The organism is Pseudomonas oryzagri (assembly GCF_020831405.1).
In the GTDB taxonomy this organism is placed as follows: Bacteria; Pseudomonadota; Gammaproteobacteria; order Pseudomonadales; family Pseudomonadaceae; genus Geopseudomonas; species Geopseudomonas oryzagri.
Genome location: NZ_JAJHPU010000017.1, coordinates 196,901 through 211,431 on the forward strand (window position 1 = coordinate 196,901; position 14,531 = coordinate 211,431).

The following is a 14,531-nucleotide window of genomic DNA, read 5'->3' on the forward strand; positions in this document are numbered from 1 at the left end:
ACAATTACGCAAATTGCCTGGCGTCGTCGCCACCTGGCGGGCGCCAGTATGCCCGCCTGGCCGGCCGGCTGGCTTGACTCAGATCCAGCCGCCCCACTGCAGCACGAACAGGCCGAGATTGGTGGTCAGCACCGCCAGCAGGGTGGTGATGACGATGATCGCCGCCGCCAGCTGGTGGTTGGCGCCGGCGGCGCGGGCCATGACGTAGCTGGCCGCCGCAGTCGGACTGGCGAAGAACAGGAACAGGATGCCCAGCTCGGCCTGGCGGAAGCCCCACAGCCAGGCGCCCAGGGTGGCCAGCGCCGGTAGCCAGAGCATCTTCATCAGGCTGGCGCTGACCGCCAGGCCGCTGCTGGCGCGCAGCATCGCCAGCGACAGGCTGCCGCCGATGCAGATCAGCGCCAGCGGTAGGGTCAGCCGGGCCAGATACTCGCCCGAGGTGGTCAGCCAGACCGGCAGGTGCACCTGCCACCAGGCGAAGGGCATCGCCGTCAGCACACCGAGGATCAGCGGATTGCGCAGGATGCCCTTGAGAATGCTCCACGGGCTGGTCCGGCCGTTGGGGCTGTAGACCTCCAGCACCAGCACGGCGAGGCTGTTGTAGAGCAGGATCACCAACCCGCCGAGCACACCGCCCAGCGACAGGCCGTAGTCGCCGTACAGGCTGGTGGCCAGCGCCAGGCCGACGATGCCGTTGTTGCCGCGGAAGGCGCCCTGCACGTAGACGCCGCGTTCGGCACGCGGACAGCGCCACAGCGCCCAGCCCCAGGCGAGCAGGAAGCCGACCACGGTGGCCAGCGCGAAGTAGCCGAGCAGCGCCGGCTGCAGCGCGGTGTCGAGGTCGGCGTGGAGGATGGCGAGGAACAGCATGACCGGCATGCTGACGTTGAACACCAGGCCGCTGGCGGTGTGGATGAAGTGGTCGTCGATCTGGCCGAGGCGCCTGAGCAGCATGCCGAGGAACAGCATGGCGAATACCGGGAGGGTGATGTACAGCGTCTGCAGGAAGAGGGAGAGCATGCCATGCCTCGGCTATCGACAAGCCGCCAATGATAGCCGGGGCAGACGGGGAAAGGCGTGCGCGGGGCGGGCGCGCTTCGCTGGCGTTCGTTCCGGGCGTCGGCCTGACCGTATCGATCACGGCCGGGCGGACGCGACCGCCGTGGCTCAGGGATAGCTGAAGCGCTTGACCAGGGTCAGCTCGCCTGGCGCACGCATCGGCACCAGGAAGGACTCCTGCTTTTCGTCCACCGTGCCCTCCTGGCTGATCAGGGTGATCTGCGCCGTGGTCAGCGCCACCCCCGGATCGCCGCCACCGCCGTAGTAGTTGACGTAGACCAGGTACTGCCCGGGTAGCGGGCTGGGCGAGGCGAACATCTCCGGCCCGTAGCCGGTGGTCACGTCTACATCCAGCGCGCCGCCATTGGCCAGCGCCCGCTCGCCATACCAGACGTGCCCACCGTCCGGGGCGACCACGTGCAGGTCGAGGTCGGTGTTGTCGCTGTCCCAGGCCAGCACCACGCGCAGGCGCGCGGGCGTCTCGCCGTGGCCGCCACTGTTGTAGAACTGCACGCGGTGGGCCTGCCGGCCGTCGGGGCTGCGCACCTCCACGCCGTTGCTGCCGGCGGGAAACACGAACGGACGGTCGAAGCGGCCGTCGGCCTGGGCCTTGAGCGGCATGGCGAGGCCGTTGACGATCAGCCGCGCCGGGGCGCCCGCGCCCTTGGGCGCTCCCTCGATCAGGCCGACGATGCGCGCCGTCGCCGCCTGATCGGCGGCGCTGTTGACCGAGGAGGCCGGATAGTTGACCTGCTGCAGGAAGTGCGCGCCCTCGGCAGAGCCCGGCCGCCAGCCGGCGAGCGGCGCCTCGAGGCGGATCGTCTCGCCGGCCGGCACCACGGCGATGGGCAACAGGCCGGCCAGCAGGGCGACGGCGACGGACAGGCGAGTGGTCATGGGGCTATTCCAGCAACAGGTGGCGGGCCAGGCTTTCGACATAGCCTTCGTCCTGGCCGTTGGGATGGGCCTCGAAGGCCAGGTGCAGGTATTCGTGGGTCAGGTCGAGGCGGTCCTGCAGGGAAAACAGGCCGCGCACGAAGATGCGGCGGCGCTCGCGGTCGACATGCGGGCGACCGGACGCCAGCTGGCATACCGTGAACTGGCGGGGCTCGCCGTAGCCCGGCTCGCCATCCAGCCGCCCCCGCCACTCGCGCTGCCGCGCCCGTAGCCAGTCCTCGGCGGCCGGCAGCGCCTGGCAGGCCGCCATCGGCTTGTCCCAGCGACTGAGGCTGGCGCGCGGGAAGGCGCGCGCCAGGATCGCGTCGTAGCGCAGCCCGGTGCCGGCCTGCGCCACCGCGTCGCGCCAGGCCAGACGCGCCGGTCCGGGCTGCTCCAGGTGATAGCCGACCGGACTGCCGGCCAGCACCAGATCGGTGGTCCAGGCGACGATGCGGCGCGCCTCGGCGCTCGCCGGGCGCGGCGCCACCCGCTGGCTGGCACTGCTGTCGGCGGTGGCCAGGCAGTCGCCGCGGCGTTCGGCGTTCTGCAGCAGGTAGCTGCGGATGGTCACCGCCAGCGCCTTGGCCGCTTCGACCGGCCGGGCCGCGGCTTCGCGGTCGAGCACCCGCGCCACGTACTCCTCCCGCTCCAGGCGGGCGACCAAATGCGGCGCCCCGTCCGCGCGGGTCAGGAACAGCTCGCCGGCGCTGTCGATCGCCAGGCGGTTGCCGTTGACGAACGTCACCTCGTAGCGGCCGCGCAGCACGCCCTCCGCCACGCCCTCGGCGCTGTCCGCGCGCCGCACTGCGCGCAGCGGATAGCGGGCGAACAAGCCCACCTCCACGCAGCTGCCCGGCTCGCGCGGCCAGGACGTGGGCAAGGCAGTACCCAGCGCTTCGGCGTAATGATTGAGAATGCTCCGCCCGGTGCCACTACCACCGACCCAGAGTGGCGTGCCATCCACCAGCCAGCCGGCGAAACCACCCTGGCGAGCCTCGGCGTCGTGCTCGGCCAGCCAGCTCCAGGTCTTTACCCGCAGGCGCCCGCCCAGCGCTCCCAGCGCCGTCCCCTCCGGGCCATTCAGCAGCACGTCGAGCAGCACCCGGCGGGCCTGCTCCTGGGCCGGCAACTGCGCCAGCGCCGTCAGCAGCTCGGCAACCGCCACCCGGCTTTCCGGCTGGAGGCGCTCGAGATCGCGCAACCAGGCTGGCGCGTGACGCGCCTGCCAGTAGCTCGCCCAGTCGGCAGCGCCCACGCCCAGGCGCTGCGGCTCGAAGTACAGACCGCAGGACTGCACCAGCGCCTGGTCGCGCTCGATGCGCTGCCCCGGTTCGCAGCAGTAGACCTCGTCGCGCGCCTGGCCCTGGCAGGTGTAGCCGACTTCGGCCAACCGGTTGTCGGCGAGATAGGCGTAGACGAACAGCTTCCACAGGCTGCCCAGCGGGGTCTGCAAATCCGCCGGCAGGGCGCCGCGCGACAGCACCCGGCTGCGATCCAGCTGGACCAGCTCGGCGCCCTGGTTATTCTGATTATTGCGCAGCGCCAGCTGCAGCGGGGCTTCCGCCGCCTCGCCGAGCAGCGGCAGCAACGCCAGCAGCAACCAACCCAGGCGCATGACCTCACTCCACCTCGAGCCGGCGCAGCGCCGACTGGCCTTCCAGCGCCTGCTCGTGCGGCGCGTACATGCGCTGGAAGCGCGCCGGCGGCAGGTCGAACTGGCCCTTCTGCGAGAAGCGCACCAGATGGCGGAACACCACGCGGCCCTGCAGGCTGTCGACCGGCACGGCGTAGAGCAGCTGTCCCGGCTCGTGGCGGGCCTTTTCCAGCGGCATCGCCTCGGCCGAGCCCAGGCCGCTGAGCTGGATGCCCCAGGTGGTGCGCTCGACGTCCGCGCCCGGTGGCAGCGGCACTTCCAGCAGGCCGTAGCGCAGCGGCTGCTCCGCGTCGCTGACCAGGGTCACTTCGTCCAGGTACAGGTCATCGCTGGAGATCGGCCGCTCGCCCAGCTCCTCGACACCGAACGCGAAGGCCTTGTCGCCGGGCACCAGGCGCAGCAGGCGGCGGCTGATGCTCACCGGCAGGTTGCCGGTCGCCGCCTGCGCGCTGTCGAAGCTCAGCGCCGCCGCCAGCGGCCGCGCCTGACTGGCCGGCAACTCCAGGGCGGTCGGCAGGCCCTCGCCCTGCCACTGCCAGTAGCGCTCGCCGGTGGCATCCCGGCGCGCCTGCCAGCCCGCCCCCGGAGTGGCCGCCTCGGCGGCGGGCGCCTGCTCCAGTGCTCCGCGCAGCCAAGTCAGCGCGAGGGCGCGCTCCAGGGTCGATTGCTCGGCGGCCAGGCGCTGCAGCAGGGCGACCGCCCCGGCCTGGTCATGCGGCGCCAGGCGCAGGCGCACCGCTTCGGCGAAGGGCTGGCGGCTGGCCGCGAGCAGGCCGCGGTCCGCTTCCAGCTGGGCCGCCAGAGCGTCCGGCACGCGCACCTTGAGTTCGCCGGCCAGCTGTACGCTCAGCAGCCTGGCGACCGCCAGGCCGAGCGCGGAATCCGGCGCGGCCATCACCAGGCTCGCCGTGCCATCCTCGGGCAGGCTCACCTGCTCACCAGCGCCGGCCGCGCCGAGTTCGGCCAGCAGGCCGTCCAGCAAGGTGGTCACCGGCAGCCGCATGTCGCGAGCGAAGCCCAGGATCAGCGCGCGCTGCAGCAGCGGCGAAGCCGTCGCCCGATCGGCGTAGACGTCGAGGACCCGCTGCCAGTGCTCGGCCGGCAGCTCGATGCCCAGGGCGCGGCTGGCGTGCCAGTCGGCGTAGTAGGCGTAGGCGGTGAGGAAGGCATCCGGCGGGGTACTGTCGCCCCACCAGGTGAAGGCGGCCGAGGGACCGGCCATCTGCACCAGGCGCAGGCGGCTGTTTTGCATGATCAGGCGCAGCCGCTCGCCGATGCGCGCCTCGCCGCCGGCCAGTACCGGGTAGGCCAGGCTCAGCGGCAGCAGGCGGCTGGCGGTCTGCTCGACGCAGCCGTAGGGATAGTCGAGCAGCGCGTCCAGGTTGCGCCGGAACAGCGCCTGGGCGCTGTCGTCCAGGTGCAGGCGCAGGTCGCCGGCATCCGCCGGCAGGTCCAGCGGCGTGCTGCCGGCGCCGGCCAGCAGCGTACGGGTCTGCCGCCCCTGCCAGCCGCCGCCGACGACGCGCAGGCCGACGCCGAGCGCATCGGCCGTGCGGCCGTCCTGCTGCAGTTCGCCCGTCCAGTCGCCGGCGACCAGCGCGGCCGGCGCCAGCGGCACGTAGTTGATGCCCCTGGCCAGCTGCAGCACGGTGCGCTGTTCCTGCCCGGCGTAGCGACTGAGCAATTCGGCCTGGGTGTCATCCTCGCCCTGGTTGAACACGAACACTCCCAGCGCCGGCCGGTCGCCGGCGCGGAACGCGGTCGGCCCGCTCCACTTCAGATACAGCGGTTTTTCCGAGCGGACGAACTGCTTGCGCTGGCCGACCTGGCCGTCCGCAGCGACCGCGCGGGCGGTGATGCGCCAGCGGGTCAGCGAGTCGGGCATGCGGAAGGTGAAGCGCGCCTTGCCGTCGGCATCGGTGACCAGGTCGGGCTGCCAGGCGGCGGTGTCGACTTCCTCGCGGCGCGGCCGTTCCAGCACCTTGACCGCGCGTTCGCTGCGATTGGCGCGCAGCGGCGCGCTCGGCGTACCCGGCAGGGCCACGTCGTAGCTGATGAACGCCAGGCTGGCGCTGGTGCGCACGTTGTTGCGCCGCGGGTGATAGAAGAACTGGTCGATGCCCGGGGCGATCTCCGGTTGCAGGGCGTAGATCATCTCGTCCACCACGCTGACCGTCAGCCGCGTCGCCGCCGGCTGGCCGGCGAAGCGGGTGGCCAGCTCCACGCTGACCAGCTCGCCCGGCTGGTACTGCTCCTTGTCGGTGACGATGTCGATATCGATCTGCGGCATCCCGACCTTGACCCCGGCGTTCTGGAAGCTGTAGTCGCCGCCCTTGGTGTACAGCACCGAGAAGGTCAGGTTCGGCGAAAAGTCCTCGCGCACCGGAATGCGCGCACGGTACTGGGTGTCGTTGAGCTTCTCCAAAGCGAGCCAGGCGCCGCCCTTGGACAGCAGCGCGGTGGCCTCCACCCGGTCGCGCTCCAGAGTCAGCAGCGCCTCGCCGACCGGCTCGGGGAAGGTGATCAGCGCCTGGGCCTCGTCGCCGACCCGGTACTCGGGCTTGTCGAGGACGATCTCGACGGTGCCGGCCACCGCCTTGAGGCCGGCACCGCTGACCACATGGCCGGTGGCGCCGAGGATCAGGTCGTGGGCGTCCTTGAGGGTGATGGTGTAGGTGCCCGGCCGCGCGAAGGCGATGCTGAAGTCGCGGGCGTCGGCGGCCAGACTGTCGCCGCCACGGCTCTGATCCTCCAGGCGCACCCACTCGTAGCGGGCCGGCACCAGCTCGCTCGGCTGCTCGCTGCGGTAGCCGAAGGAAACGGACTCGCCCACCGCACTGAAACGACGCGCGGTATCCAGCCGGTAGTGCGCGGCGCCACGCTCGATGAGGATTTCCTTGCTGGTCTTGACCCGGTAGGCGGCGCCGTCGCTGGCGAACACGCTCAGCAGGTAGCGGCTGGGCTTGCTCGCGGCGGGCAGTTCAAGGGCGGCCCGGCCCTGCTCGTCGGTCTGCAGCTCGCTGCTGGACAGCTCGACCGGGAACTGGCCGAGGTACTGCAGTTCGTTGTCGACCATCGACAGCTGCTGGGCGCGCAGGCTCAGCTGCAGGCGGGCATTCTTCACCGGCTTGCCGTCCGGATAGAGCAGCACCAGGTTGCCGGTGACCGGCTCGCCGGTGCGGAAGTCCGCCTTGGCCAGGTCGAGTGCGATCTCGAAGTGTGGCTTGATGTAGTCGGCGACCCGGAAGGCGCTGCTGTACAGCTGGTCGCGATAGGCAAAGCGCAGCTCGTAGCCGCCGGCCACGGCGTTGTCCGGCAGCTGGAAGCGGCCCTGGCTGCCGGCCTGGCCATCGAGGTTCAGGTCGAGCGTCTGCAGTACCGTGCCGTTGGCGTCCAGCACGCTGAGCTTGACCGGCGCGCTGGCCGGCGCCACCGAGTCGCGGGCATTCCTGAATTCGCGGCCGACGATCTTCACCTCCACCCAGTCGCCCGGGCGATACAGCGGCCGGTCGGTGAAGGCGTACAGCTTGGTGTCGTAGATCTCGCTGTCGTAATAGAAGTTCTCGGAGACGAACACGCCGCCCTCGGCGTCCTCGCCGAGCACGTAGGAGCGCTCCGGGCTGGCGTGCTGCAGGCGCAGCAGGCCCTCGCCGTCGGTACTGCCGCTGCTCATCACGCCCAGGCCGTCGCTCCACAGCACTCGGGTGCCGGGCACCGCGCTGCCCTCGCGCTTGCGCACGGTCCACACCAGCAGCTGGTCGCCGGCGATCTTGCTAACCGCCACGGTGTCGGAGACGAACACCACGGTGGTGGCGCGATACTGGCCGACCAGCGCCTCGGCCAGGTACAGGCCGGGCTTGAGCTTGCCCAGCGGGATGTAGACGTTGCCCGGATTGACCTGCATGAACTGGCTGGACGAGCCGGCCAGCTCGACGCCCTTGGGCGGCTCGATGGGCTTGGCGTCCCACAGCGGGTAGCGGAACTGGCTGACCAGCGGCAGCCCCTTGAGCGGGGCGAACTGCGGCGCCGCCTCGAACTGCGTCGGCGTGGCGATGGCCGCGCCCATCTTCAATTCCGGCGCCGCCTCGGTGACCTGCTTGCGCGACTCGTAGGAGAACGCCCGCTGCATCACCCGGCGCGACTTGCGATACCAGTTGTCCCACAGGTAGGCCAGGGTGTTGGACAGGCCCTCGCCCTTGAACTGGCCCTCGACCACCACCCGGTGCAGGTTCTTCTGCCGCTTGAGGAACTCCAGCGGCTGGTCGATGCGATACAGACGCACGTCGACCCCGCCGTAGGCCTCCATGCGATAGCGCCGGTAGTCGCGGCCCGGCGCCTCCAGACGCACGCGGGCCACTTCGTCGCTGGCGAAGCTGCTGTCGGCGAGCAGGAAGAACGACTCGCCGCTCTGCGGCGTGTAGCCGCTCGACTGCACCGCGTCGTCGGCCTGAGCGAGCGGCAGCAGCAGGAGCGCACAGAGCGCCAGGCCGAGCAGCCGGAGCAGGCCGCGCAAGCGCCTTGCGAGCGTCAGCGGGTGAGAAAATGCAGCCGATAGATGCCGATGAAGTTGGGATTGGCGGCGTCGGGTATCCATCGGGTGTCCTTCCATGTCATGAGTTGTTGCACGCCGACCTCGCGCATGCCGTTGTCGGTCGGTGTGGTGGTGCCGGTGTGGTAGACGATCGCGCGGCCCATCCAGATCATCAGGTGCTGGTCGTCGCCCTGGTCGAAGAAGATCAGGTCGCCGGGGCGCGCCTGGTTGAGGTCGCGGCCCATGAACGTGCTGTTGTGCTGGATCAGCTTGATGGCGTTGACGTAGGGGCCGAATTCGTCGCCGCCCTGGCTCCAGCGCTGCGCCAGCTGGCGCTGCTCCTCGCTCAGCGCCAGCTCCGGCGGCAGGTAGCGGTTGGACAGGCCGTTGCTGCGCAGCCACTTGCCGTCGTGGACCTTGAGCGCCTCGTTGGCGGCGAAGCGCACCAGGCCCGCGCAGTCCTGCTGGTGCCAGCGCGGGCTGGGCCCCTGGCGCAGCTGCTCCTGGGCGATGCGCACGAACCAGGCGCGGAACAGCTGCGACTGCTCGGCGTCGAGCGGCAGCGTTTCCTGCGCGCGCAATGCCGGACTGCCGAGCAGTAGCAGCAGCACGCCGGCGATCGGCAACAGTCGTGCGGCGACGATCATTCCAGCGCCCGCCAGTGCAGCGGCAGCCACTGCCAGCGTTCGTCGGCCTCGCTGCCCGCCGGCAGGGTCAGGGCATAGCGCTGGTGCCCGGCCAGCGCCTGCAGCTTGGGCAGCAGGTGGGCCTGTGCCGCGTTGCGGAACACCGGCTCCATATCCGCCGGCAGGCTGTCGAGGGTTTCCCGCTCGAGCAGCGCCGCCAGCGCCTGAGGCGCCAGGTAGGCGGGCACCAGGGCATCGCCGGGCAGCACTTCGGCCAGCGGCGGGAAGCGCTTGTCGAGGGTATCGATGGCCTTGTCGACCAGGCGGTCGTCCAGCGAGAACAGCAGGGTCGAACCGTGCCGCGCCAGGCTGACGCGGAAGAAGCCGCTGGCTGCCAGGGCGTCCGGCTGCGCGGCCTCATCGGCGGGATATTGGCCGAAATTGGAGCCGACCTCGCGCTGCCAGCGGTGCGCCGCCCCCAGCTTCTCCCGGCTCACCGGGAAGATGCCCTCGGCGGCCTGGGACTCCCAGGCGCCGATCAGCTCACCGAACAGCTGGCCGAGCTGCTCGTCGCTGGCCGCGTCGGGCTCTGCACGCAACTGCGCGACCAGCAACGGCGAGTGCAGGCGCGAGTCGGCGTACCAGCACAGCCCGGCCGCGCCACCCAGCTGCCGCGCCAGGCTGCCGGCCGCCTCGGCGGCGGCGCCGGTCCTGGCCAACATCCCGGCCGCCACCTCGGGCGCAACCGGCAGGGCCACGCAGGCACTGGCGCCCAGCGGCATCGCCCGCCACACCGGAGCGAAATCGAGCTCGGCGTGGTCATCGACCTCGTCCAGTGCCAGGTAGCTGTGCCAGCCCTCGCCGTCCAGCTCGAAACGCAGGCCGGCGAAGGCCGGAACGAAGCGCTGGTAGCCCAGCGCCAGGTAGCCGGCGCCGAGGGTGATGCGCTGGCTCGCCTCGGCGCGGGCGTCGAGGCCGAAGCGCTCGGCGAACGGGCTGTCACCCTCCAGCAGGGCCTCGACGCTCGTCGCGGCGTCATGGGCCAGCCGGGCGGCGTCGTCTTCGCCGTCGAACAGCAGGCCCTGGCCGGACAGCACCAGCAGCTGGTCGCCATGGCTGGCGAACAGCAGGTTGCGTCCGGCGTTGTAGCGCAGGCGATAGAGCGCCACCGGCGTGTCGTCGACCTGCAGCTCGCCGACCTTGCGCAGCTGGCTGTCGTCGCTGGCGACACGGGCCAGCGGCTCGAGCACGCGGGCCAGTCCGCCGCGCTGGATGACCAGCAGGAAGTGCTTCAGCTTGCCGTCGGCGCCGCGCCACAGGGCGACTTGCGCGGGCTGGTCGAGCAGCTCGTCGAGCAGGCTGTCCTGCAGGGTCAGCTCGTGCTCGTAGACGATCCGCCGCAGGCTGCCATTCAGGCCCAGGCGATCGGCATGCTGCTCGTAGTAGAAGACGAAGTCCTCGGTCAGGGTATCGCGCAGCAGCGGCACCGCCAGCAGGTCCCTGGGCAAACGGCTGAGCGAGGCGCTCTCGATCAGCACGTCGGGACGGCGCAGGTCCAGGCGCAGCGCATTCTGCGCGGCCGGCTCGGCGGCCGGCGCGGGTGCGCGCGACAGCCAGCCATACAAGGCACCGGCGGCCAGCGGCAGGCCGAAGCTCAGGACGATCAGCCAGCCGCCCAGGCGCGCCCGGGTCTTGCCGCCCGCGGCCGTGCGAGCGCTGGCGGACGAGGTGTTCGCGTTCATCTCTCCAACTCCCCAACTCTTCCCTGTAGCGTACGGCCCGGTAAGGCGAGCGCCCTTGCCGACCCCGCGCCGAGGAACCATCCGTTAATAGTCGAACGCCTTGATCAGCTGCAGATCGCCGATGCCGCGCAGGGGCACCAGAAAGGTCTCGCGCTTTTCGTTCGGTGTGTTTTCGTTGAATACCAGGCTGATCTGCGCGGTGATGACTTCGTTCTGGTTGCTGCCGGCCTGGAAGTTGTAGCCACCGCTGCCCAGGTTGCCCCAGTAGTTGACGTAGACCAGGTAGGTGCCGTGCAGCGGCGCGGTCATGGTGAACATTTCCGGGCCGGGGCCGTCGACGCTGTCGACGTCGAGGCCGCCGCCATTGCTCATCACCGGGTCGGCCCAGAAGGCGTGCTGGCCGTCCGGAGTGAGCAGGTGCAGGTCCAGCTCGGCCTTGGGATCGTCCCAGCCGAGGACGACCCGCACCCGTGCCGGCGTCTTCAGGCTGTCGGCCTCGTAGAACTGCACGCGCTTGAGCGACTGGCCATCGGCGCTGGCCAGCTCGACGCTGTTGGAGCCGGCGCCGAAGTTGTACGGCCGGACGAAACGCCCCTGGGCATCGGTGTACAGCGGCAGCGGATTGCCGTTGACCACCAGGCGGTGCGGCTGGCGCTGGCCTTCGAGACCTTGCAGGCGCCCTTCGATCAGGCTGCGCCCGCGTTGTCCGCCGCGGTCGATGGGCGGGGTGGGATAGGCCACGCGCGGGCCCTGCTGCGGTTCGAGCAGCCCGGAATGGCGCCAGCCGCCGACGGGCCCGTCGAGCTGGGCCGCAGGCTCGGCCCAGGCCCCCACGGCGCAGCCGAGCAGGCTCAGAGATAGCAGAGGAATGCGCATGAATAGTCCCTTATCGGCGCAACCCGTGCAGCCTAGCGATTCGGCCGGCGGCTGCCAACCGCCCGCCGGCGGGATTGCCGCCTGGGTCTCAGCGACCGTGGCGGCTCACGCGTAGTGGCGGGCCTCAGCGGCGTACCGGACGCTTCTGCAGCTTGCGCTGCAGGGTACGGCGGTGCATGCCCAAGGCGCGGGCGGTGGCGGAGATGTTGCCGTCGTGCTCGTTGAGCACGCGCTGGATGTGCTCCCACTGCAGGCGATCCACGGACATCGGGTTGTCGGGCACCAGGCTGTCGAGGTCGGCGTGCTCGGAGAGCAGCGCGGCCAGCACGTCGTCGGCGTCGGCCGGCTTGCACAGGTAGTTGCAGGCGCCGCGCTTGATCGCCTCCACCGCGGTGGCGATGCTCGAGTAGCCGGTGAGGATCACCACGCGCATCTCGCTATCCAGCTCGAGCAGCTTGGGCAGCAGCACCAGGCCGGAATCGCCGCCCATCTTCAGGTCGAGCACCGCGTAGTCGGGAAGGTCGCGCTCGGCCAGAGCCAGGCCATCCTCCGCCGAACTGGCCACCGACACACGCATGCCGCGCCGGGTCATGGCGCGGGCCAGCACGCGGGTGAAGGTCTCGTCGTCGTCCACCAGCAGCAGATGCGGCTGTTCTTCGGTGTCGAATCGGGCTTCTTCGCTCATCTCGATCCTCGCAAGGCAGAATCGGCGTTCAGGCGACGCCGTAATTGCGCGGCAGACGCAACTCGGTCAGCGTGCCGCCTTCTTCGTGATTGTAAAGCTTCACTGTACCACCGACACGGGTCACGCTGGCCTGGCTGAGGAACAGACCGAGGCCGAAGCCCTTGCCCTTGGTGGTGAAGAACGGCTTGCCGAGTTGCTCGGCGATCGCCAGTGGCACGCCGACGCCGTGGTCGCGGATGCTCAGGCAGATTTCCCGCGCATCCCAGTCCAGGCGGATGTCCAGGTCGTCCGGGCAGGCGTCGGCGGCATTGTTGAGCAGGTTGAGCAGCGCCTGGCTGAGGTCGGTCGGCGGCATCAGTCGCGGCGGCGCGCCGACACCCAGGCACTGGTAGCGATAGGTGGCTTCCGGACGCATCAGGTGCCAGCGCTGCAGCATCGCCTCCAGCCATTCGCTGACGGTCTGCTCGACGATCGCCTGGCGGCGCTCGGCCTCGGCGGCGCGCACCAGCTGCTGCAGGGTGTCCTTGCACAGCTTGACCTGCTCCTGGAGCAGGGAAAGATCCTCCTGCAACACCGGCTGGTCGCGATGCTCCAGGCGCAGCTCGTTGAGCAGCACGCTCATGGTCGACAGCGGCGTGCCCAGTTCGTGGGCGGCGCCAGCCGCCTGGGCGGCGACGGCGAGCAGCTGCTGGTCGCGCATGCCTTCCTCGCGGCGCTGGGCGCGCAGCTGCTCCTGGCGGCGCAGCTCCTCGGCCATCTTGGCGACGAAGAAGGTGATCAGCCCGGCGGCGAGCGCGAAGCTCAGCCACATGCCGTAGACCAGCAGGCTCTCGCGCGGCTCGGCCGGCAGGTCCAGCGGATGCGACCAGACCAGCAGCAGGGTGTAGCTGGCCAGCGCCAGGCCGGCGAGGAGCAGGGTATACAGCCAGGGCAGGGTCGCCGCGGCGATGGTCAGCGGCACCAGGTAGTAGGACACGAAGGGGTTGCTCGAACCGCCGGTGTAGTACAGCAGCACGCTGTGGATCACCAGGTCGCAGCCGAGCTGGATCGCGTACTCCAGTTCGGCGACCGGCCAGGAGGCGCGCAGACGCAGGGCGGTGAAAATGCTCAGCAGCCCGGACACGCCGAGGGTGACGGCCAGCTCGGTCCACGGCAGCGGCAGACGGTCGGACCACCAGGCGAAACCGACCGAGCCGGCCTGGGCGGCCAGCACGAGCAGACGGATGAGCACCAGCCGGGCGAGGTTCTGCAGGCTGGCGGAGAATAGCTGGACGGGTGCTTGCATAAGGGTTCCGAAAATCGGCGCGAGTATAACCAGAGCGACCTCCCCGATGCTTGCGGCAAATGGGCGCGGCAGCCCGTGGCCGCACCCGCGATGCTCCAGAAGGCGTCCAATCCCCCCTTCGCGACCACCGATCCGCGCGGGCGCCATCCCCTGCCGGGAACTGCGCCGCAACCGTCCGGTCCTACCCGGGATCGCCGGCTATCCTTGCCAGGCATCCCTAACGACAGGAGTCATCATGTTGCCCATGCAACGCTTCGCCGCCCTCCTCGCCCTCGGCGCCAGCCTGAGTATCCTCCAGGTGCAGGCTATCGAGGAGCCCCGCTACAACCAGATCAGCCTGCGCGCCGAGGTCGGCCGCGAGGTGGCCCACGACCGCATGCACGTCACCCTCTACCGCGAGGAGCAGGATGCCGATCCGGCCAAGCTGGCGGCGCAGGTCACCGCCAGCCTCAACCGCGCCCTGGAACGCGCCCGCGCGATCAAGACGGTCAACCTGGGCCTGGGCAGCCGGCAGAGCTATCCGGTCTACGACGACAAGGGCCGCAAGGTGGTGGCGTGGCGCGAGCGCGCGGAGCTGCGCCTGGAAAGCGCCGACTTCGCCGCGCTGGCCAAGCTGAGCGGCGAGCTGCTCGACGAGCTGCAAATGGCCGACATGCACTTCAGTCTGTCCGCCGACAGCCGCAAGGTGCATGAGGACCAGTTGCTCAAGCAGGCGGTGGCCGCCTTCAAGGCGCGTGCCCAACTGGTCAGCGAGGCGATGGGCGCCAGCGGCTACAAGCTGGTGCGCCTCGACCTCAACAGCAGCGGCGGTTCGCGCCCGCCGATGCCGATGGCGGCGATGAAGGACATGCGCATGGCGGAAAGCGCGCCGGTGCCGCAGATCGAGGGCGGCAACAGCGAGCTGGAAGTGAACGCCAGCGGGGTGATCGAAGTACAGCTGCCCTGAGCGGCAGCAGCGCCCGGTGCCGGCGGCTATCGCTGTCCGGCGCCGGCAGCAGGGCAAATGGCGGAAGGCAGTGAGAGTCGAACTCACCCGGGAACGGCTGCCGTCCCCAACCGGGTTTGAAGCCCGGCCGCGCCACCGGGCGCGAATGCCTTCCCTGTCTCGCGGGCGGCCGGCCGCGGGCACGCAGC

The 14,531-nt window shown here is 70.4% G+C and carries 10 protein-coding genes and 1 tRNA gene; 1 reads left to right on the forward strand and 10 read right to left on the reverse strand.

The window, feature by feature from the left end; translation table 11 throughout:
* Window positions 1-78: 78 nt before the first annotated feature.
* The 9 genes from LMJ29_RS06140 to LMJ29_RS06180 all read right to left on the reverse strand — a co-directional run bounded on the left by LMJ29_RS06140 (window position 79) and on the right by LMJ29_RS06180 (window position 13,397).
* The gene (locus tag LMJ29_RS06140) at window positions 79-1,020 is read right to left on the reverse strand and encodes an AEC family transporter (protein WP_229604630.1); all 942 of its coding nucleotides are present in this window, start codon (window positions 1,018-1,020) and stop codon (window positions 79-81) included.
* A 147-nt stretch (window positions 1,021-1,167) separates the two neighbouring features.
* The gene (locus tag LMJ29_RS06145) at window positions 1,168-1,956 is read right to left on the reverse strand and encodes a YfaP family protein (protein ID WP_377656392.1); all 789 of its coding nucleotides are present in this window, start codon (window positions 1,954-1,956) and stop codon (window positions 1,168-1,170) included.
* A 4-nt stretch (window positions 1,957-1,960) separates the two neighbouring features.
* Window positions 1,961-3,613, reverse strand: coding sequence for a DUF2300 domain-containing protein (locus tag LMJ29_RS06150; RefSeq protein WP_229604632.1), 1,653 nt, complete (start codon window positions 3,611-3,613; stop codon window positions 1,961-1,963).
* A gap of 4 nt (window positions 3,614-3,617) precedes the next feature.
* Entirely contained in the window at window positions 3,618-8,165 is a 4,548-nt protein-coding gene (locus LMJ29_RS06155) for an alpha-2-macroglobulin family protein (protein WP_377656395.1), read from the reverse strand.
* A gap of 14 nt (window positions 8,166-8,179) precedes the next feature.
* The gene (locus tag LMJ29_RS06160) at window positions 8,180-8,830 is read right to left on the reverse strand and encodes a DUF1175 domain-containing protein (protein ID WP_229604633.1); all 651 of its coding nucleotides are present in this window, start codon (window positions 8,828-8,830) and stop codon (window positions 8,180-8,182) included.
* Window positions 8,827-10,551, reverse strand: a complete 1,725-nt coding sequence (locus LMJ29_RS06165; RefSeq protein ID WP_229604634.1) for a DUF2138 domain-containing protein — start codon at window positions 10,549-10,551, stop codon at window positions 8,827-8,829. Before LMJ29_RS06165 ends, LMJ29_RS06160 begins: the two co-directional genes overlap by 4 nt.
* An 84-nt stretch (window positions 10,552-10,635) precedes the next feature.
* Window positions 10,636-11,427, reverse strand: a complete 792-nt coding sequence (locus tag LMJ29_RS06170; protein ID WP_229604635.1) for a YfaP family protein — start codon at window positions 11,425-11,427, stop codon at window positions 10,636-10,638.
* A 124-nt stretch (window positions 11,428-11,551) separates the two neighbouring features.
* Window positions 11,552-12,112 carry a response regulator transcription factor gene (locus LMJ29_RS06175; protein ID WP_229604636.1) on the reverse strand — a complete coding sequence of 187 codons (561 nt, stop codon included), beginning with the start codon at window positions 12,110-12,112 and terminating at the stop codon, window positions 11,552-11,554.
* A gap of 28 nt (window positions 12,113-12,140) precedes the next feature.
* Window positions 12,141-13,397, reverse strand: coding sequence for an ATP-binding protein (locus LMJ29_RS06180; RefSeq protein ID WP_229604637.1), 1,257 nt, complete (start codon window positions 13,395-13,397; stop codon window positions 12,141-12,143).
* A gap of 235 nt (window positions 13,398-13,632) precedes the next feature.
* Here LMJ29_RS06180 and LMJ29_RS06185 point away from each other — a divergent pair, with 235 nt between their 5' ends.
* Complete coding sequence (locus LMJ29_RS06185; protein ID WP_229604638.1) at window positions 13,633-14,343, forward strand: SIMPL domain-containing protein; 711 nt, start codon at window positions 13,633-13,635, stop codon at window positions 14,341-14,343.
* A 58-nt stretch (window positions 14,344-14,401) separates the two neighbouring features.
* Here the strand turns inward: LMJ29_RS06185 and LMJ29_RS06190 are convergent.
* Window positions 14,402-14,497, reverse strand: a tRNA-Sec gene (locus LMJ29_RS06190).
* Window positions 14,498-14,531: the final 34 nt, after the last annotated feature.

Bases quoted from the DNA above. Each gene is read 5' to 3' on its own strand.
- LMJ29_RS06145 (WP_377656392.1), bottom strand. From the start codon at position 1,956: ATGACCACTCGCCTGTCCGTCGCCGTCGCCCTGCTGGCCGGCCTGTTG.
- LMJ29_RS06175 (WP_229604636.1), bottom strand. From the start codon at position 12,112: ATGAGCGAAGAAGCCCGATTCGACACCGAAGAACAGCCGCATCTGCTG.
- LMJ29_RS06185 (WP_229604638.1), top strand. From the start codon at position 13,633: ATGTTGCCCATGCAACGCTTCGCCGCCCTCCTCGCCCTCGGCGCCAGC.
- LMJ29_RS06140 (WP_229604630.1), bottom strand. From the start codon at position 1,020: ATGCTCTCCCTCTTCCTGCAGACGCTGTACATCACCCTCCCGGTATTC.
- LMJ29_RS06150 (WP_229604632.1), bottom strand. From the start codon at position 3,613: ATGCGCCTGGGTTGGTTGCTGCTGGCGTTGCTGCCGCTGCTCGGCGAG.
- LMJ29_RS06170 (WP_229604635.1), bottom strand. From the start codon at position 11,427: ATGCGCATTCCTCTGCTATCTCTGAGCCTGCTCGGCTGCGCCGTGGGG.
- LMJ29_RS06165 (WP_229604634.1), bottom strand. From the start codon at position 10,551: ATGAACGCGAACACCTCGTCCGCCAGCGCTCGCACGGCCGCGGGCGGC.
- LMJ29_RS06180 (WP_229604637.1), bottom strand. From the start codon at position 13,397: ATGCAAGCACCCGTCCAGCTATTCTCCGCCAGCCTGCAGAACCTCGCC.
- LMJ29_RS06160 (WP_229604633.1), bottom strand. From the start codon at position 8,830: ATGATCGTCGCCGCACGACTGTTGCCGATCGCCGGCGTGCTGCTGCTA.